The 16,275-nt window shown below is 68.3% G+C and carries 18 protein-coding genes and 1 tRNA gene; 8 read left to right on the top strand and 11 right to left on the bottom strand.

Going from position 1 to position 16,275, the window contains the following annotated elements:
* Window positions 1-51 precede the first annotated feature (51 nt).
* Complete coding sequence (locus ACYVLV_RS06050; RefSeq protein WP_460808470.1) at window positions 52-729, top strand: Crp/Fnr family transcriptional regulator; 678 nt, start codon at window positions 52-54, stop codon at window positions 727-729.
* 88 nt (window positions 730-817) lie between these two features.
* Here ACYVLV_RS06050 and ACYVLV_RS06045 read toward each other — a convergent pair whose 3' ends face one another.
* Genes ACYVLV_RS06045 through ACYVLV_RS06030 form a run of 4 tightly spaced genes read right to left on the bottom strand, consistent with a single transcriptional unit; the run spans window position 818 to window position 3,182 of the window.
* Window positions 818-1,642 (bottom strand): MBL fold metallo-hydrolase, encoded by an 825-nt coding sequence (locus ACYVLV_RS06045; RefSeq protein ID WP_460808469.1) that lies wholly within the window; start codon window positions 1,640-1,642, stop codon window positions 818-820.
* Complete coding sequence (locus tag ACYVLV_RS06040; RefSeq protein ID WP_460808468.1) at window positions 1,639-2,517, bottom strand: NUDIX hydrolase; 879 nt, start codon at window positions 2,515-2,517, stop codon at window positions 1,639-1,641. Before ACYVLV_RS06040 ends, ACYVLV_RS06045 begins: the two co-directional genes overlap by 4 nt.
* A 10-nt stretch (window positions 2,518-2,527) precedes the next feature.
* Window positions 2,528-3,004: a RidA family protein gene (locus tag ACYVLV_RS06035; protein WP_460808466.1), complete on the bottom strand. Its 477-nt coding sequence runs from the start codon at window positions 3,002-3,004 to the stop codon at window positions 2,528-2,530.
* A 7-nt stretch (window positions 3,005-3,011) separates the two neighbouring features.
* Window positions 3,012-3,182 (bottom strand): DUF4177 domain-containing protein, encoded by a 171-nt coding sequence (locus ACYVLV_RS06030; protein WP_460808464.1) that lies wholly within the window; start codon window positions 3,180-3,182, stop codon window positions 3,012-3,014.
* A gap of 55 nt (window positions 3,183-3,237) precedes the next feature.
* Between ACYVLV_RS06030 and ACYVLV_RS06025 the strand changes: the two genes are divergently transcribed.
* Window positions 3,238-3,570 (top strand): TfoX/Sxy family protein, encoded by a 333-nt coding sequence (locus ACYVLV_RS06025; protein ID WP_460808463.1) that lies wholly within the window; start codon window positions 3,238-3,240, stop codon window positions 3,568-3,570.
* A gap of 22 nt (window positions 3,571-3,592) precedes the next feature.
* Here ACYVLV_RS06025 and ACYVLV_RS06020 read toward each other — a convergent pair whose 3' ends face one another.
* The 3 genes from ACYVLV_RS06020 to ACYVLV_RS06010 form a co-directional block, all read right to left on the bottom strand.
* On the bottom strand, window positions 3,593-4,222 hold the full coding sequence (locus ACYVLV_RS06020; RefSeq protein ID WP_460808461.1) for a CoA transferase subunit B: 630 nt from the start codon (window positions 4,220-4,222) through the stop codon (window positions 3,593-3,595).
* Window positions 4,219-5,004, bottom strand: coding sequence for a CoA transferase subunit A (locus ACYVLV_RS06015; RefSeq protein WP_460808459.1), 786 nt, complete (start codon window positions 5,002-5,004; stop codon window positions 4,219-4,221). Before ACYVLV_RS06015 ends, ACYVLV_RS06020 begins: the two co-directional genes overlap by 4 nt.
* Window positions 5,005-5,085: 81 nt before the next feature.
* A complete protein-coding gene (locus ACYVLV_RS06010; protein ID WP_460808457.1) occupies window positions 5,086-5,691 on the bottom strand; it encodes a hypothetical protein in 606 nt (201 codons plus the stop codon).
* Window positions 5,692-5,923: 232 nt separating this feature from the next.
* Here ACYVLV_RS06010 and ACYVLV_RS06005 point away from each other — a divergent pair, with 232 nt between their 5' ends.
* Together ACYVLV_RS06005 and ACYVLV_RS06000 are read left to right on the top strand one after the other, a co-directional pair.
* Entirely contained in the window at window positions 5,924-6,970 is a 1,047-nt protein-coding gene (locus ACYVLV_RS06005) for an ArsA-related P-loop ATPase (protein WP_460808455.1), read from the top strand.
* Entirely contained in the window at window positions 6,967-8,154 is a 1,188-nt protein-coding gene (locus ACYVLV_RS06000; protein WP_460808453.1) for an ArsA family ATPase, read from the top strand. The genes ACYVLV_RS06005 and ACYVLV_RS06000 overlap by 4 nt, the downstream gene beginning before the upstream one ends.
* A gap of 34 nt (window positions 8,155-8,188) precedes the next feature.
* Here the strand turns inward: ACYVLV_RS06000 and ACYVLV_RS05995 are convergent, their stop codons facing one another.
* Complete coding sequence (locus ACYVLV_RS05995) at window positions 8,189-8,485, bottom strand: WhiB family transcriptional regulator (protein WP_460808451.1); 297 nt, start codon at window positions 8,483-8,485, stop codon at window positions 8,189-8,191.
* 250 nt (window positions 8,486-8,735) lie between these two features.
* On the opposite strand from ACYVLV_RS05995, the gene ACYVLV_RS05990 reads away from it, so the two are divergent.
* Window positions 8,736-10,925: a transglycosylase domain-containing protein gene (locus tag ACYVLV_RS05990; RefSeq protein WP_460808449.1), complete on the top strand. Its 2,190-nt coding sequence runs from the start codon at window positions 8,736-8,738 to the stop codon at window positions 10,923-10,925.
* Window positions 10,926-11,030: 105 nt separating this feature from the next.
* Here the strand turns inward: ACYVLV_RS05990 and ACYVLV_RS05985 are convergent, their stop codons facing one another.
* A complete protein-coding gene (locus ACYVLV_RS05985; RefSeq protein WP_460808447.1) occupies window positions 11,031-11,489 on the bottom strand; it encodes a GatB/YqeY domain-containing protein in 459 nt (152 codons plus the stop codon).
* Window positions 11,490-11,514: 25 nt separating this feature from the next.
* Here ACYVLV_RS05985 and ACYVLV_RS05980 point away from each other — a divergent pair, with 25 nt between their 5' ends.
* The 3 genes from ACYVLV_RS05980 (at window position 11,515) to ACYVLV_RS05970 (ending at window position 13,779) form a co-directional block, all read left to right on the top strand.
* On the top strand, window positions 11,515-12,453 hold the full coding sequence (locus tag ACYVLV_RS05980) for a metallophosphoesterase (RefSeq protein WP_460808445.1): 939 nt from the start codon (window positions 11,515-11,517) through the stop codon (window positions 12,451-12,453).
* Between the two features lie 197 nt (window positions 12,454-12,650).
* Window positions 12,651-12,724: transfer RNA gene (locus ACYVLV_RS05975), tRNA-Pro, on the top strand.
* Between the two features lie 104 nt (window positions 12,725-12,828).
* A complete protein-coding gene (locus ACYVLV_RS05970; protein ID WP_460808443.1) occupies window positions 12,829-13,779 on the top strand; it encodes a hypothetical protein in 951 nt (316 codons plus the stop codon).
* A 52-nt stretch (window positions 13,780-13,831) separates the two neighbouring features.
* Here ACYVLV_RS05970 and ACYVLV_RS05965 read toward each other — a convergent pair whose 3' ends face one another.
* The gene (locus ACYVLV_RS05965) at window positions 13,832-14,887 is read right to left on the bottom strand and encodes an aspartate-semialdehyde dehydrogenase (RefSeq protein ID WP_460808441.1); all 1,056 of its coding nucleotides are present in this window, start codon (window positions 14,885-14,887) and stop codon (window positions 13,832-13,834) included.
* Window positions 14,884-16,197 (bottom strand): aspartate kinase, encoded by a 1,314-nt coding sequence (locus tag ACYVLV_RS05960; protein ID WP_460808521.1) that lies wholly within the window; start codon window positions 16,195-16,197, stop codon window positions 14,884-14,886. Before ACYVLV_RS05960 ends, ACYVLV_RS05965 begins: the two co-directional genes overlap by 4 nt.
* Window positions 16,198-16,275 lie beyond the last annotated feature (78 nt).

The following is a 16,275-nucleotide window of genomic DNA, read 5'->3' as shown; positions in this document are numbered from 1 at the left end:
GGATAGGATCACGTGCACCCTGTGGCCGCACACCCCCTCATAGGAGGATCCGTGGATAACGACGTACTCCGTCAAGCCCCTTTGTTCAGCGCTCTGGACGACGAGGCCGCCACCGCCCTGCGCGCTTCCATGACGGACAGCCGGCTCCGCCGCGGTGAGGTCCTCTTCCACGAGGGCGACTCCGGCGACAAGCTGTACATCGTCCTGGACGGCAAGGTGAAGCTCGGCCGCACCTCCGCGGACGGCCGCGAGAACCTACTGGCGATCCTCGGCCCCGGCCAGATGTTCGGTGAGCTGTCGCTCTTCGATCCCGGCCCGCGCTCGGCCACGGTCACCGCCGTCACCGACTCCGCTTTCGCCTCCCTGTCGCACGAGGACCTGCTGCGGTGGCTCGACGGTCGCCCGATGGTGGCCCGCGGCCTCCTCTCCCAGTTGGCGGCCCGCCTGCGCAAGGCCAACGACGTGGTGGCCGACCTGGTCTTCTCCGACGTCCCCGGCCGAGTCGCCAAGGCACTGCTGGACCTCGCCGACCGCTTCGGCCGGACCGCCGACGACGGCGTACACGTCCACCACGACCTCACCCAGGAGGAGTTGGCCCAGTTGGTCGGCGCCTCCCGCGAGACCGTCAACAAGGCCTTGGCCGACTTCGCCTCGCGCGGTTGGCTGCGACTGGAACCCCGCTCGGTCGTCATTATGGACGTCGAGCGCCTGTCCAAGCGCGCCCGCTGAGTCTCACCTCTCTTTTGGGGTAGTCCCTGACGTTTATGCGACGTACGCCGGCGTGTCGTCGCACAAACGTCAGGGACTATCCCGATTTTCAGCGTCGGGCGAGATAGGCCAACTGGGCGCGGACGGAGAGTTCGGCGGCACCCCACAGAACGGGGTCGACGTCGGCGTACACCTTCTCCACCACGGCCCGGGGGAACTCGTCTGCGGCCATGCCTTCAGGGTGGGGCCGATCCCGTAACGAAGCCACGGCGGCCTCGACCTGGGCCAGGCGCTCGGCGCGGTGCGTGCGGTAGTAGTCGAGCACCGGCAACGCCTCGGCGATCACCGGACCGTGTCCGGGCCAGATCGACTCGATCTCGTGCTTGTCGGCCAGGGCGTGGAGTCGGTCCAGTGAGTCGAGGTAGGCCCCGAGTTCGCCGTCGGGGTGAGCGACCACGGTGGTCCCCCGACCCAGGACGGTGTCCCCGGTCAGCACGGTCCGCTCGGCGGGCAGCAGGAACGACAGCGAGTCGGCTGTGTGGCCGGGCGTACCGATCACGTGGACCTCCAAACCATCGACCTCGACGACGTCGCCGTCCCCCAGGCCCTCGGAGCCCAGGCGGTACTCCGGATCCAGCGCGCGTACGCCGCACCCCACCCGCTCGGCGAACTCACGGGCCGCTTCGGAGTGATCCAGGTGGTGGTGGGTCAGCAGCACAGCCGCGACGTCACCGGCCACCTCGGCGACCGCGTCGAGGTGCGTGATCATCGACGGCCCCGGATCGACGACGATCGAGCGGGCCGCACCCGGCTCGCGCAGGATCCAGGTGTTGGTGCCGTCCAGGGTCATGAAGTCGGCGTTGGGCGCCAAGATGCAGCGTCCGCGTTCCCCGAAGGAACCACCGGTCCAGCGATCGGCGATCGCCTCACTCATGAAGGAAACCGATGCGCCACCATCGGCCGCAGCCGCTCGGGCAGGGACAGGGTGAAGCCGTCCCCCAAAGGTTCGACCTCGGGGCAGAACATCTCCAGAGAACGCCCACGACTCTCCTCGAGCACCGCGTGGACGCTCGAGTGTTGGGCCACGTCCAGGCAGGTCAGGAAGGTCGGAGGCAGCATCATCATGTCCCCGCCGTCGGCAGCGGCAGCAGCGTCGGCCGCCGTCATCCAGGTCACCTCGGAGGACTCGGAGGAGACGTCGCGCGTGCGTTGCCCCTCGGGCAGCACCGCGGCGAAGAACCAGGTCCGGTAGCGCTTCGGCTCGAAGGTCGGGGTCAGCCAGGCGTCCCAGGCGCCGAGCAGGTCGGTGCGCAGCACCAGGCCCCGGCGATTGAGGAAGTCGGTCATCGACAGCTCGCGTGACTCCAGGGCGACCCGATCGGCCTCCCAGTCATCCCCGGTGGTGTCGGCCACGACCTCGTCGGCCGAGGCGCCCGCCAGGAGCACGCCCGACTCCTCGAAGGTCTCCCGCACCGCGGCGCACACCAGGGCCCCGGCGAGGTGCTCGTCGCACCCGAGGGACGTGGCCCACTCGGCGGGCGAGGGCCCGGCCCACGCGACGGTGGTGTCGTAGTCGCGCTTGTCGACCCCGCCTCCGGGGAACACACAGAAGCCGCCGGCGAACTCCATCGAGACCTGGCGGCGCAGCAAGTACACCTCGGGCGCCTCATGGGCGCCGGGGCGCAACAGCACCACGGTGGCGGCGTTGCGCGGCTCGGCGGGCGTACGGGTGCCGTCGACGAACTCAGCGGCGAGATCCACCGTCGAAGCCTGCAGCGGGACCGGTGGCAGCGGAATCCTCATCGTCATCGGGCTCTCCTCAACTGGCCGCGGCGACGCGGACCATGACTTCGACCTCCACGGGCGAATCCAACGGCAGGACCGGTACGCCGACCGCGGAGCGGGCGTGGACGCCGGCGTCGCCGAAGACCTCACCGAGCAACTCGGAGACCCCGTTGGCCACACCGGGCTGGCCGGTGAAGTCAGGGGTGGAGGCCACGAAAACCACGACCTTGACCACCTGCTCGACCAAAGTCAGGTCGCCGATCACGGACTTGATCGCGGCGATCGCGTTCAGCGCACACTGCTGGGCGCACTCGACGGCCTCATCAGAGGTCACCTCGCCGCCGACCTTCCCGGCCGCCATCAGTTCACCCGAGCGCATCGGGAGTTGCCCAGAGGTGAAGATGTGGTCACCGGAGCGGACCGCGGGGACGTAGACCGCCACCGGCGCCGCGACCTCCGGGACCGACAGGCCCATCTGCGCCAACCGGGCCTCGGGTCCCACGGCACTCATGCGGGGCTCATCCCTCGATCGGGCGCTTGAAGTAGCCGACCAGGTTCTCCGGGTTCATGCCGGGAGCGATCTGCACCAACTCCCACCCGTCTGAACCGAAGTTGTCCAAGATCTGCTTCGCGGCGTGCGTGAGGATCGGCGCGGTCAGGTATTCCCATTTGGTTCGCGGCTGCGTCATGTCTCGCACCTTACTCGGACCCCACCGACCATCGCGGAGGGGCAGACTGTCACCCATGGCGTACGACGAAGCGATGGCCGATCGGGTTCGCGAGCGGATCGAGACCGCCGACATCCTCACCGAGAAGAAGATGTTCGGCGGGCTGGCCTTCCTGCTCAACGGCAACATGGCGCTCGCCATCGGCGAGGAGGGCCGGATGATGGTGCGGGTCACCCCCGAGCAGTTCGGCGTACTCGTCGAACGCGATCACGTGACCCCGATGGCCATGGGTGAGCGGACGTCCAAGACGTTTCTCCGCGTGGACGCCGAGGCCCTCGTCGAGGACGACGACCTCGAGGAGTGGATCGGGTACGGCGTCGCCCTGGCTTCGGCGTTGCCGCCGAAGTAGGTGAGGTGCGAGGAGCGCCAGCTCAGACGATCAGGTCGGGCTCGGTCTTCTCGCGGACCTCGTCCTCGGTGACTCCGGGGGCCAACTCGACCAGGTGCAGGCCGTCGGGCTCGATGTCGATGACGCACAGGTCGGTGATGATCCGCTGAACGACCTTGCGGCCGGTGAAGGGCAGCGAGCACTCGTTGACGATCTTGTAGGACCCGTCCTTGGCGACATGCTCCATCAGCACGATGACCCGTTTGGCCCCGTGGACGAGGTCCATCGCGCCACCCATGCCCTTGACCATCTTGCCGGGGATCATCCAGTTGGCGATGTCACCGATGGCCGAGACCTGCATGGCGCCGAGGATCGCGGCATCGATCTTCCCGCCGCGGATCATCCCGAAGGAGGTGGCGGAGTCGAAGTACGACGCCCCCCGCCGCAACGTGACGGTCTCCTTGCCGGCGTTGATCACGTCGGGATCGGCTTCGCCGTCGTAGGGGTAGGCCCCCACCCCGAGAATGCCGTTCTCCGACTGGAGGACCAGCTCGACGTCGTCGTCGACGTAGTTCGGGACGAGCGTCGGCAGGCCGATGCCGAGGTTGACGTAGGAACCGTCGGTCAGTTCGGAGGCCGCCCTGGCGGCCATCTCCTCGCGGGTCCAACTCATGACTTCGCCTCCCGGGGGCCTCGTGTGGTGACACGTTCGATGCGCTTGTCGGCGGCCTGCTCGGGGGTCAGCTGGACCACCCGTTGCACGAACACACCAGGGGTGTGGATGGCGTTCGGGTCCAACTCGCCCGGCTCGACCAGTTCCTCGACCTCGGCGATGGTGACCCGTCCCGACATCGCGGCCAACGGGTTGAAGTTCTGTGCGGACTGGCGATAGATCAGGTTGCCGTGCCGGTCGCCCTTCCAGGCACGCACCAGGCCGAAGTCGGCCACGATGGCCTCCTCGAGCACGAACTCCTTGGGACCGTCGTGCGTCTCGAAGGTCCGGGTGTCCTTGGGTGGCGAGGACTTGGTGACGTTGCCCTGGTCGTCGTACTTCCACGGGATGCCACCCTCCGCGACCTGGGTTCCGCCACCGGTCGCGGTGTAGAACGCCGCGATCCCGGAGCCGCCGGCGCGCATGCGCTCGGCCAGGGTGCCCTGCGGGGTGAGCTCGACCTCGAGCTCACCGGAGAGGTACTGGCGGGCGAACTCCTTGTTCTCCCCGACGTACGACGCGGTCATCCGACTCAGACGCTTGGCCTCCAGCAGGAGCCCCAACCCCCAATCGTCGACGCCGCAGTTGTTCGACGCTGCATGCAGATCGGTGACTCCCGATTCGAGCAACGCCTCGATCAACACCGAGGGAATGCCACACAACCCGAAACCACCGACCGCGATCATCGATCCGGACCCGATGTCCGCCACGGCTTCCGCGGCGGTTGAGACGACTTTGTCCATGCCGAGCACCGTAAGGCATGGCGCCGACGATGTGATCAGGGCCACGCGACTGACCCACAGTTCGCTCCTACTGGGTTCGGCTCACGGGGCCAGACAGTATGCGTAGAAGGTGGCGGTCTGCGATGAGGCCGTGTCGTTCCGCATACCCACCGACCAACCGGTCGTTCCTACTGCTCGGGAGTCCATGACCTGCATTTCGTATGCACCGGAGAACCCGCCACCAATGACGGTCTCACCCGCCAGGCAGTACTGCACGAGAGAGCCAGCGGATCCGCCGCCGACGCCCAGGCTCTTCGAGCGTCTTGTGATCGTCCCCAGCTTCGAGGAGACGATCGACCCGTCGGCCACCTCCGGGTTGGGATAGGCCCCGGAGAGGCCGCCGCCGGCGGATCCCACCGGGGGCGCACTGTCTGCACTGGCCGCCGAGGGGACCTGCCCGAGGGTCGACTCCTTGACCTGTTTGCCCGTCAGGGCATCGAGTTTGACCTTGTTCCCCTTGATGGTCTTGGCCTTCAACGCTTTGTTGGCCACCGTTCCGTTCTTGATCTGGTTGCCGTTGATCTTGACCGCCGCGTAGCTGGTGCCCCCCATGGAGATGACGAGGGCCAACAGCGAGATCAACAACGGCAGCGACGGTCGACGCCTGCGCGAACCTGGGGTCGAGGACGAGGTAGCGGAAGCGGGCATGATGACTCCTAGGTCGATTCAGGGGTGGACCCTCCTCTCTACGCTGGCACTCTGGGGTCCGCCATGACCCGAAAGGGCCAGGGGCAACTGACCCAGATGGACGCTGCGGGTGGCCTTCTCGGGGCCCTGACCTTCACGCGTCCGTCGCGGCTCTGTGTCCCGGGCCACGAAGGCGGGCCCCGATACTCAGCAACGCCCACGGGTGTGGGTGCCACCTTCTAGGCTTGTGCACGTGAGCGACCCCGTGACACAGACTCGCCAGGATTCCAACCAGGATCCCTGGGCCAAGGTTCGACTGCACGTCGTGACGGGCAAGGGCGGCACGGGCAAGTCCACGGTCGCCGCGGCACTCGCCCTGTCCCTGGCCACCGACGGCAAGAACGTTTTGCTCTGCGAGGTCGAGGGCCGCCAGGGGATCGCCCGGATGTTCGACCTCGACCCCCTCCCCACGGTGGAGCAACGCATCACCACCGGGCTCCCCGACGAGGAGGGCCGCCGGGGCGTCGTACACGCCCTGCACATCGACGCCGAAGCCGCGCTGCTCGAGTACCTCGCCCTCTACTACAAACTCGGTCGCGCCGGACGTGCCCTCGATCGATTCGGGGTCATCGAGTTCGCCACCACGATCGCGCCGGGGGTGCGCGACGTACTCCTGACCGGAAAGGTCTTCGAGGCCGTCGAACGCAACTCGCGCAACAAGGGCGCGATCCAGTACGACGCCGTGGTCCTCGACGCCCCGCCGACGGGCCGCATCGTGCAGTTCATGAATGTCAGCAACGAGCTGGCCGGGCTGGCCAAGGTCGGGCCGATCAAGAGCCAGGCCGACACGATGATGACGCTGTTCCGCTCGCCGCGCACCGCGGTGCACCTGGTCACCGTGCTGGAGGAGATGCCGGTCCAGGAGACCAGCGACGGGATCGCGGAGTTGCGGGCCGTGGACTTCCCGGTGGGCGGCGTCATCGTCAACCTGGTCCGCCCGCGAGACCTGGCCGACCGTGACCTGGCCGCGGCCACCAACGGAACCCTGGATCGTTCCGCGATCACGGCGGACCTCCACGCCTCCGGGATCGACCTCGGGTCGTCCGAGGACGACCTGGTGGACAGCCTGGCCCATCTGGCCCACGAGCACGCAGAGCGGCGGACCCTCGAGGACTCCCAACGGCTGCTCGTGGAACAGATGGGGGTGCCGACCTACGAACTGCCGCGGCTCTCCCAGGGGGTCGACGTCGGCGCGCTCTACGAGATCGCCGCCATGCTGAAAGAACAGGGACTCCGATGAGCAAGGCACGCACGCGGGTCGGCCCCGCAACTCCCCACCGCACCGGGGCCACGGCTCCGCAACTCGACATCGACGCCCTGATCGATGACCCGGGCACGGGCATCATCGTGTGCTGCGGGTCCGGCGGGGTCGGCAAGACGACCACCTCGGCCGCGCTGGCCCTGCGCGCTGCCGAACGAGGTCGCAAGGTGGTCGTGTTGACCATCGACCCGGCACGACGCCTGGCTCAGTCCATGGGAATCGCCGAACTCGACAACACCCCCCGCCCGGTGTCCGACATCGACACCCGTGCCGGCGGGAAGCTCGACGCCATGATGCTCGACATGAAACGCACCTTCGACGAGTTGGTCGAGGGTCAGGCCAGCCCCGAGAAGGCGGCGGCGATCCTGGCCAATCCCTTCTACATCACCCTGTCCAGTTCCTTCGCCGGCACTCAGGAGTACATGGCGATGGAGAAGCTCGGGCAGATCCACGCTGATGCGCGTCAGGACGGGAGCTATGACCTGATCGTCGTCGACACCCCGCCCTCACGCTCGGCGTTGGATTTCCTCGACGCTCCCGAGCGGCTCTCCAGCTTCCTCGACGGCCGCTTCATCCGCCTCATGCTCGCACCTGCCCGGGGCCCGGCGAGGATCATGACCGCCGGACTCGGTCTGCTGACGAACGCGCTGACCAAGATCCTCGGCGCCCAGGTGTTGCGGGACCTGCAGACCTTCGTCGCCGCCATCGACAGCGTCTTCGGCGGATTCCGATTGCGTGCTCAGAAGACCTACGCGTTGCTGCAGGCCGACGAAACGGCCTTCGTCGTGGTCGCGGCTCCCGAACCGGACGCCCTGCGCGAGGCGGCGTACTTCGTGGAGCGGCTCAGTCAGGACGCGATGCCGTTGGCCGGTTTGGTGATCAACCGGGCCAGTTCGTCGCCCGACGCCGATCTCTCCGGCGACGAGGCGAGCGCCGCGGCCGACCGGTTGCGCGCCAAAAACCCGCAGTCGTTGACTGCGGGTCTGCTTCGCCTGCACGCCGACCAGTCACGACTGGTGGCGCGTGAGGCACTTCTGCGCGAGCGGTTCGCCGCGGCGCACCCGAATGTCGCCAGTGCCGTCGCGCCGGCGCTGGCGGGCGACGTACACGACCTCGACGGGCTGCGCCGGATCGGCGCGCTGCTCGCTGGGGCCACCGACTAGCGAACTGGTCGATGGGCCCCTGGGGGGGTCGGTCTCAGACGGAGGCGGAGACGACAGCGTCGGCGTTGCTCTCGAGCCGGGCGCTCTCGAGCACGGTGCGCCACGACGCAGCTGGGCGACGACGCAGCAGTGCCCGCCGCTCACGCTCGGTCATGCCGCCCCATACACCCCACTCAATCTGGTTGTCGAGTGCCTCGGCGAGACATTCAGTGCGCACGGGACAACCCGAACACAATTGCTTGGCTTTGTTCTGCTCCGCGCCGCGGACGAACAGTTGGTCCGGGCGGGTGGCCCGGCACGCGGCGCGAGGCGCCCAATCTTCAACCCACATGAGGTAACCCACATCCTGTGATGGTGCGATCAGGGTTGCGTCCCCATAGACGCCCCACTCCCTGACTGCTGATCTAAAGGTAAAGAAGATCAGTCTTATTCAACAGACGTCAAACGACCCAAGTTGTCTAGTCACGAATGACTAGTCATATCGGACTAAGCCGCCCCAGGGTCTGCGGGCGAGGAGGCCTGTGGGCTGGTCAAACGCCGGAACTGGGCGGCGCTACTGGCGCTCCCGTATCCTGGGCCGCATGTCTAGGCCCCCTTCTGAGCGTCCAGCCGCGTCCCGAGTGCTTTCGCACCTGGGCGTCATGGCCGTCGTGTCCGTCGTCCTCGGTATCGTCGTCGCCGGTCTGGCGATCCCGTTCGCCGGGGTGTTGGGCTTCACCACCCGGAACGTCGCCGACACCATGGACGAGTTGCCGGCCGAACTCCAGACCGAGGCGCTGCCGCAACGCACCCGGGTCGTGGACGGCCAGGGCAATCTGCTGGCCACCCTGTTCGACGAGAACCGGGTCAACGTCTCGCTCTCGCAGGTCTCCCGGCCGATGGTGCAGGCCATCGTCGCCATCGAGGACTACCGGTTCTACGAGCACGGCGCCCTGGATGTGAAGGGCACGCTGCGCGCCCTGGTGACCAACCAGGCCAGTTCCGGCGTCGTCCAGGGTGGCTCCTCGATCACCCAGCAACTGGTCAAGTTGACCCTGGTCCAGCAGGCCGACTCCCCCGAGGAGGCCCTCGCGGCCAAGGAGGAGACCTACGCGCGCAAGATCAACGAGCTGCGCTACGCCATCGCGTTGGAGCAGCAGCAGTCGAAGGACTGGATCCTCGAGCGCTACCTCAACACCGCCTTCTTCGGCGACGGGGCCTACGGCATCCAGGCCGCCGCCCGCCACTACTTCGACGTCAACGCCAAGAAGCTCAACGTCAAGCAGTCGGCGATGCTCGCCGGTCTGGTGCAGAGCCCGACCGCCTACGACCCGTCGAAGTACCCCGACCGGGCCACGCAGCGCCGCAACATCGTGCTGGACCGGATGGCGCAACTGAACGTGATCCCCGACCAGCAGGCCGACAAACTGAAGGCGCGCAAGCTCGGGCTGAAGTTGCAGGACACCCGACAGGGTTGCCTCAGCGCTCGGGTGCCGTTCTTCTGCCAGTACGTCGTGAACTATCTCGAGAAGGACAAGGCGCTGGGCAAGACCGTCGCCGATCGTCGACAGCTCCTGAACACCGGCGGACTGACGATCCGTACGACGGTCGATCTCGACATGCAGAAGGCGGCCGACGAGGCCGTCCGCGGTCGCGTGTTCGCCACCGACTCCGCCGTCGGTGCGCTGGCGCTGGTGGAGCCGGGCAGCGGCAAGGTCCGCGCGATCGCCCAGTCGCGGCCGATGGGCTTCGACAAGAAGAAGGGCGAGACGTTCCTGAACTACGCGGTCCCCAAGGAGCTCGGGGACTCCAACGGCTTCCAGGCCGGCTCCACGTTCAAGGTGTTCGTCCTGGCCCAGGCCCTCGAACAGGGCCTGCCCCTGTCGACGACGTACGACTCCCCCGCCGTGAAGACCTTCAACCTGGCCGACTACAAGAACTGTTCGGGCGCCCCGAGTTTCGGAGCCGGCAGTTTTGAGATCCCCAACTCCACCTCGAGCGGGCTGATGAACATGTACACCGGCACCCGGTTGTCGGTGAACACCTTCTTCATGCGCCTCGAACAGGACACCGGCGTCTGCGATCCGTACCGCCTCGCCAAGTCGATGGGGGTCCGATTGACCAACCCCACGGGAGACGCGAACGGGCTCGGCGCCGAGCGAATCCCCAACTTCACGCTGGGCACGGCCAACGCCAGCCCCCTGGAGATGGCCGAGGCCTACGCGACGTTCGCCGCTCGCGGCGTGCACTGTGACTCGCGCCCGGTGACCTCGATCCTCGACGCCAACGGCAACAAGATCAAGGACTACGCCGACTCCTGCCAGCGGGTGTTGCAGGAGTCGACCGCAGATGCGGTCAGTGACGTCCTCCGCGGCGTGATCGAGGGTGGCTTCGCCGCTGCGCAGGCCCTCGACCAGCCCGCGGCCGGCAAGACCGGCACGACCAACGACGGCAAGTCGGTGTGGTTCGTGGGTTACACCGCCAACATGGCGGGCGCGGCGACGATCGGTGGCGCCAACGAGTTCGGCACCCCGATCGGTCTGGCCGGTCAAACGGTCGGCGGCGGCTTCATCCCGAGCGCCTCCGGTTCCGGATTCGCTGCGCCCATCTGGGGGGACGCGATGAAGGTCATCGACGACAACCTGGCCAACGAACCGTTCATCTACCCCAGCGCCACCCCCGGGGCCGGCCAGACCTCGGTCCCGGCGCCCGCGGCTCCGGTCGCGCCCGCTCCGCCCACTAGTTCTGGGGGCAACGGCAACAACGGGAACGGCCGCGGAGGTCGCGGCTAAGGCCTTCACCGGCACCTTGGACGAGAAAACTCATGCTTGGACGAGAAAGTTTTATCGTCCAAGCATGAGTTTCACCGGCCGGCCGGTGAAACTGGCGCGCCCGGACTACCCGAGCTGGCGGCGTACCTCGGCGGCGACGGCGGCGCCATCGGCCTGGCCCTTGACCTGAGGGGTCACCACGCCCATCACCTGACCCATGGCCTTGGGGCCGGCGCCGGCGACCCCGAGCTTCTCCACGGCTGCGGAGACGACGGCGCAGATCTCCTCCGGCGAGAGCTGGGCCGGGAGGTAGTCGGCCAGGATCACGCCCTCGGCGCGCTCCTTGGCCGCCATCTCGTCGCGACCGGCCTCCACGAAGGCGACGGCCGCCTCACGGCGCTTCTTGGCCTCGGTCGAGAGCACTCCGATGATGTCGTCATCGCTGAGTTCGCGGGCCTGCTTGCCGGCCACCTCGGCGTTGGTGATGGCGGTGAGCACCATGCGCAGCGTCGAGGACCGCATCTCGTCGCGGGCCTTCATGGCGGCGGTGAGATCGGTTCGCAGTCGGTCCTTGAGAGCACTCATAGGGGCATTGTGACAGCCTTGCCTCGTGTCCCTCCTTCCCCTGTTGCGATGGCAGAGTCTTGCGCGGCTGACCGCAGGCGGCGCGGCCGCGGGTCTCGGGGTGACGGCGTACGCCGCCTGGGAGGCCCGCTCCTTCGTCCTGCGTCGCGTCGAGGTGCCGATCCTGCCGCCGGGCATGGCTCCACTGCGGGCGCTGCACCTGAGTGACATCCACATGACCCCCAACCAGGGCCGCAAACAGGAGTGGCTGCGCACCCTGCGCGACCTCGAGCCGGATCTGGTCATCAACACCGGCGACAACCTCTCGCACCGCGACTCGGTGCCGATCGTCGCCGACTGTTTGGGACCGCTCCTGGACCGACCGGGGGTGTTCGTCCTGGGGTCCAACGACTACTACTCCCCCACCCTGCGCAACCCGCTCCGCTACCTCACTGCCGATGACGGTTCCCGCCACGTCTACTCACCCCAACTGCCGTGGCCCGAACTCACCCGCGGCTTCACCGACGCCGGTTGGGTGGACCTCACCAACACACGCGCCCGGGTGAAGGTCGGCGACACGACCATCGCGTTCGCCGGCGTGGACGACCCGCACCTGGAGTACGACCGCCTCGACCTCGTCCGCGGCCCGGCCGACACCGAGGCCGACGTCCGTCTGGGAGTCACCCATGCGCCCTACCTCCGGGTGCTGGACCAGTACGCCGCCGACGGGTACGACGCCATCATCGCTGGCCACACCCACGGCGGGCAGGTCTGTCTCCCCGGTGGCCGGGCGCTGACCACCAACTGCGACCTGGAGCCGGCGCGCGCCCGGGGCCTGCACCGGCACCCTGCCGACTCCCGCGACGGCGACCCGGAGTCGTCCTGGCTCCACGTCTCGGCCGGCATCGGCACCAGCCCCTTCGTCCAGTTGAGGCTCGCCTGCCGTCCCGAGGCGACCCTGATGACGCTGGTTGCGCGCGTCTGATCGGCAGCGGTGCCCGGGGCGGCGGTGAGTGAGAAGCCGTTCGCGCGCCCCATTCGGCTCCCTACTCACCGCCGACCCGAGCCACCACGGCCCCAACCGACGCGGGCTGGGTCGCCGCAGCCAGCGCCGGTTCCGCAAGCGGGATACCGCTCCGGTATGCTCAGGCACTGTTGGTCGACCCTCGGGTCAGCCATGATCGGGCTGTGGCGCAGTTTGGTAGCGCGCGTCGTTCGGGACGACGAGGCCGCAGGTTCAAATCCTGTCAGCCCGACAGATCGACTGCGAGAGCCCCGGATTCCTCCTTGAGGACCGGGGCTCTTGTCGTACGCCGGGCATTCGGCGCTGCGGTAGGCGAACGCGTGCCAAACTTGGGCCATGGCCGACGACGACAAGAACCTCGAACCCAACCTGGAGCTACCCAAGCTCTTCGGCCGGAAGAAGAGCGGCAAGGCCGACGCCGCCTCTAACAAAGGGAACGCCAAGCGGGAGGCCCAACCGGAGACAGAGCTGGAGTCGGAGCCGTCTGCGCCCGTAGCCCCGGCCCAGCCCGCCGCGCGCACCACACCCGCCACCCCGACCCCGGCCGAGGTGACGCCTGCGACGGAAGCGGAGGTGCCGCCGCGGCGCCCCACGGCCCCGGTCAGCGCCACACCCCAGGCCCAGTCGGTCGCGCAGATGCCCGATCCCGCAGCAACCGTCCCGACCACCGAGCCCGACCCCACGCCAGCCGTCTCGGCCCCGGCCACCGCCGAGACCTCCACCGTCACCGCGGCGCCAGTAGGTGGCGGCACGAAGGACAAGGTCAAGCGCGGCCTGCCCACCGTCGCGCTGCCGTCGTTCCCACGCCGCAAGCCTCGGGGCACATCCCCCGACGCCGCGTCCGGACCCAAGTCCTCGCTGCCGAGGATTCCCCTGCCACCGCTCAACGGGCGGATGGCGGCCGCTCTCACCGGCGCCGTGATCGGCCTCGGGCTCGTCCTGTCCACCGCGGGAGTCCTGCGCGGCTGTGATGCGATCCGCGGCACGAAGAGCTGCGGCGGCGCTGGGGGGTTCGCCCTCCTGGTGGTCCTGATCGTGCTGGCGGTCTACGTCGGCGCCCTGTTGCTGCGCGCCTTCGGAATCCCCGACCCCGGGAGCACCAGCTTCCTCGCCGTCGGCATCGTCGTCGTGCTGTCCATGGTCGTCTTCATCGACAGCCTGTTGGACTGGTGGATGTTCCTGCTCATCCCCGCGATGAGCGCCGGGGCCTACGCCCTGTCGCACTACATCACCACCGCGGTGGTCGAACCGGCCATGGATCAGACCCGCGACCAGCGGGTCGACTGACCCCCCTCGATCGAACAGCGCGCCTCGCCGCCCCTGACCCGGGGCGGCGGGCTCAGCGAGCAGCGAGCAGTTCGGCGATCTGCACGGTGTTCAGGGCCGCGCCCTTGCGCAGGTTGTCCCCGGAGACGAACAACGCCAGTCCCCGCTGATCCGGGACGCCTTCGTCCTGCCGCAACCGACCGACGTACGACGGATCCCGTCCGGCGGCGGCGAGCGGCGTCGGGATCTCGGCCAACTCCACCCCGGGTGCGTCGGCGAGCAGTTCGCGGGCGCGATCAACCGGGAGGGCGCGGGCGAACTCGGCGTTGATGGCCAGTGAGTGACCGGTGAAGACCGGCACCCGCACGCAGATGCCGGAGACCAGCAGGTCGGGGATGCCGAGGATCTTGCGCGACTCGTTGCGCAGTTTCTGCTCCTCGTCGGTCTCACCCGACCCGTCGTCCACCAGCGCCCCCGCGAGGGGCAGCACGTTGTAGGCGATGGTGCGTTCGTACTTCACCGGCGCCGGGAAGTCGATGGCTGTGCCGTCGTAGGCCAGCTCGGTGGCCTTCTCGCCGGCCGCCGACACCTGGGAGGACAGCTCCTCCACCCCGGCGACACCGGACCCGGAGACGGCTTGGTACGTCGAGGCGATCAGTCGGACCAGGCCCGCCTCGTCGTGCAGGGGCTTGAGGACCGGCATCGCGGCCATCGTGGTGCAGTTCGGGTTGGCGATGATGTTGCCGCCACCCTCACCCAGCGCGATCTCGATGTCACCGGGGTTGACCTCGGAGACGACCAACGGGATCGAGGGGTCCCGACGGAAGGCCGAGGAGTTGTCCACCACGACGACCCCGGCTGCGGCGAAGACCGGAGCCAGGGCGCGGGAGGTGGTCGCGCCAGCCGAGAAGAGGGCCACATCGAGCCCGGCGGGGTCCGCGGTCGCGGCGTCCTCCACGACGACGTCGCGACCGGCGAAGGTCAGCGTCGTCCCGGCGGAGCGGGCGGAGGCGAAGAATCGGATCTCCTCGATGGGGAAGTCGCGCTCCTCGAGGATCTGACGCATCGCGACGCCGACCTGACCGGTGGCGCCGACGATGCCCAGGCGGAGCGGCCGCAGGCCGCTCATCGGCCGGACCCGCCGTAGACCACGGCCTCGACGTCGCGGGAGTCCAGGTCGAAGGCGGTGTGGGTGGCCCGCACGGCGTCGTCGACCTGCGACTCGGCCACGATGACCGAGATCCGGATCTCGGAGGTGGAGATCATCCCGATGTTGACCCCCACGGAGGCCAGTGCACCGAAGAACTTGGCGGTCACCCCCGGGTGGGAGCGCATCCCGGCGCCGATCAGCGACACCTTACCGACGTGGTCGTTGTAGAGCAGTTCCTCGAAGCCGATCTCGTCCTTCAGGGTGGTCAACGCGTTGACCGCGGTCTGGCCGTCGGTGCGCGGGAGGGTGAAGGAGATGTCGGTGCGCGCCGTGGCGGCGGCCGACACGTTCTGCACGACCATGTCGATGTTCACCTCGACGGCCGCGAGGGCCTCGAAGATCCGGGCGGCCTCGCCGACCTTGTCCGGGACCCCGACAACGGTGATCTTGGCTTCGCTGCGGTCGTGCGCGACCCCGGCGATGATGGGCTGCTCCATGGGCGCGGCTCCTTCTGAGGTATCTGTCGATAGGTCTTCGGACGGCTGTAGGGGCCCCGCGGTGAGCGGGCGCTCAGGGCCGACCCAGGTGCCCTCCTTCTGGGAGAAGGAGGACCGGACGTGGACGGGCATGTCGTAGCGGCGGGCGTACTCGACACACCGCAGGTGCAGGATCTTCGCCCCGGATGCCGCCATCTCCAGCATCTCCTCATAGGAGACCCGGTCGAGGCGACGGGCGCTGGGGACGATGCGCGGGTCAGCGGTGAAGACTCCATCGACGTCGGTGTAGATCTCGCAGTAGTCGGCCTTCAGCGCCGCAGCGAGGGCAACCGCCGTGGTGTCGGTGCCGCCACGACCCAGGGTGGTGATCTCCTTGGTGTGCTGGCTGACTCCCTGGAAGCCGGCCACGATCACCACGTGACCCTCCTCGACGGCGGTGCTGATCCGTCCGGGGGTGACGTCGATGATCTTGGCCTTGCCGTGCACCGAGTCGGTGATCACGCCGGCCTGGGAGCCGGTGAAGGACCGAGCGGTGAAGCCGAGGTCGGAGATCGCCATGGCGACCAACGCCATCGAGATGCGTTCACCGGCGGTCAGGAGCATGTCCAGCTCGCGCGCCGGGGGCATCGGGCTGACGGCCTCGGCGAGGTCCAGCAGGTTGTCGGTGCTGTCCCCCATGGCCGAGACCGCGACAACGACGTCGTGGCCGGCCTTCTTCGTCTCCACGATGCGTCGGGCGACCTCTTTGATTCGACCGGCGTCGGCCAGGGAAGACCCGCCGTATTTCTGCACGACAATGCCCAACGGGCTCACTCCAAAGATCGGGGAAGACGTTGCTACAAGGACGTGCTGATCCTACCGAGTGGGCAG

The organism is Nocardioides salsibiostraticola (genome assembly GCF_054783655.1).
Note: the sequence above shows the minus strand (reverse complement) of the source record. Positions and strands in the feature narration are given on the sequence as shown.

Bases quoted from the DNA above. Each gene is read 5' to 3' on its own strand.
- ACYVLV_RS06045 (WP_460808469.1), bottom strand. From the start codon at position 1,642: ATGAGTGAGGCGATCGCCGATCGCTGGACCGGTGGTTCCTTCGGGGAA.
- ACYVLV_RS06040 (WP_460808468.1), bottom strand. From the start codon at position 2,517: ATGACGATGAGGATTCCGCTGCCACCGGTCCCGCTGCAGGCTTCGACG.
- ACYVLV_RS06035 (WP_460808466.1), bottom strand. From the start codon at position 3,004: ATGAGTGCCGTGGGACCCGAGGCCCGGTTGGCGCAGATGGGCCTGTCG.
- ACYVLV_RS06030 (WP_460808464.1), bottom strand. From the start codon at position 3,182: ATGACGCAGCCGCGAACCAAATGGGAATACCTGACCGCGCCGATCCTC.
- ACYVLV_RS06025 (WP_460808463.1), top strand. From the start codon at position 3,238: ATGGCGTACGACGAAGCGATGGCCGATCGGGTTCGCGAGCGGATCGAG.
- ACYVLV_RS06020 (WP_460808461.1), bottom strand. From the start codon at position 4,222: ATGAGTTGGACCCGCGAGGAGATGGCCGCCAGGGCGGCCTCCGAACTG.
- ACYVLV_RS06015 (WP_460808459.1), bottom strand. From the start codon at position 5,004: ATGGACAAAGTCGTCTCAACCGCCGCGGAAGCCGTGGCGGACATCGGG.
- ACYVLV_RS06010 (WP_460808457.1), bottom strand. From the start codon at position 5,691: ATGCCCGCTTCCGCTACCTCGTCCTCGACCCCAGGTTCGCGCAGGCGT.
- ACYVLV_RS06000 (WP_460808453.1), top strand. From the start codon at position 6,967: ATGAGCAAGGCACGCACGCGGGTCGGCCCCGCAACTCCCCACCGCACC.
- ACYVLV_RS05995 (WP_460808451.1), bottom strand. From the start codon at position 8,485: ATGTGGGTTGAAGATTGGGCGCCTCGCGCCGCGTGCCGGGCCACCCGC.
- ACYVLV_RS05990 (WP_460808449.1), top strand. From the start codon at position 8,736: ATGTCTAGGCCCCCTTCTGAGCGTCCAGCCGCGTCCCGAGTGCTTTCG.
- ACYVLV_RS05985 (WP_460808447.1), bottom strand. From the start codon at position 11,489: ATGAGTGCTCTCAAGGACCGACTGCGAACCGATCTCACCGCCGCCATG.
- ACYVLV_RS05970 (WP_460808443.1), top strand. From the start codon at position 12,829: ATGGCCGACGACGACAAGAACCTCGAACCCAACCTGGAGCTACCCAAG.
- ACYVLV_RS05965 (WP_460808441.1), bottom strand. From the start codon at position 14,887: ATGAGCGGCCTGCGGCCGCTCCGCCTGGGCATCGTCGGCGCCACCGGT.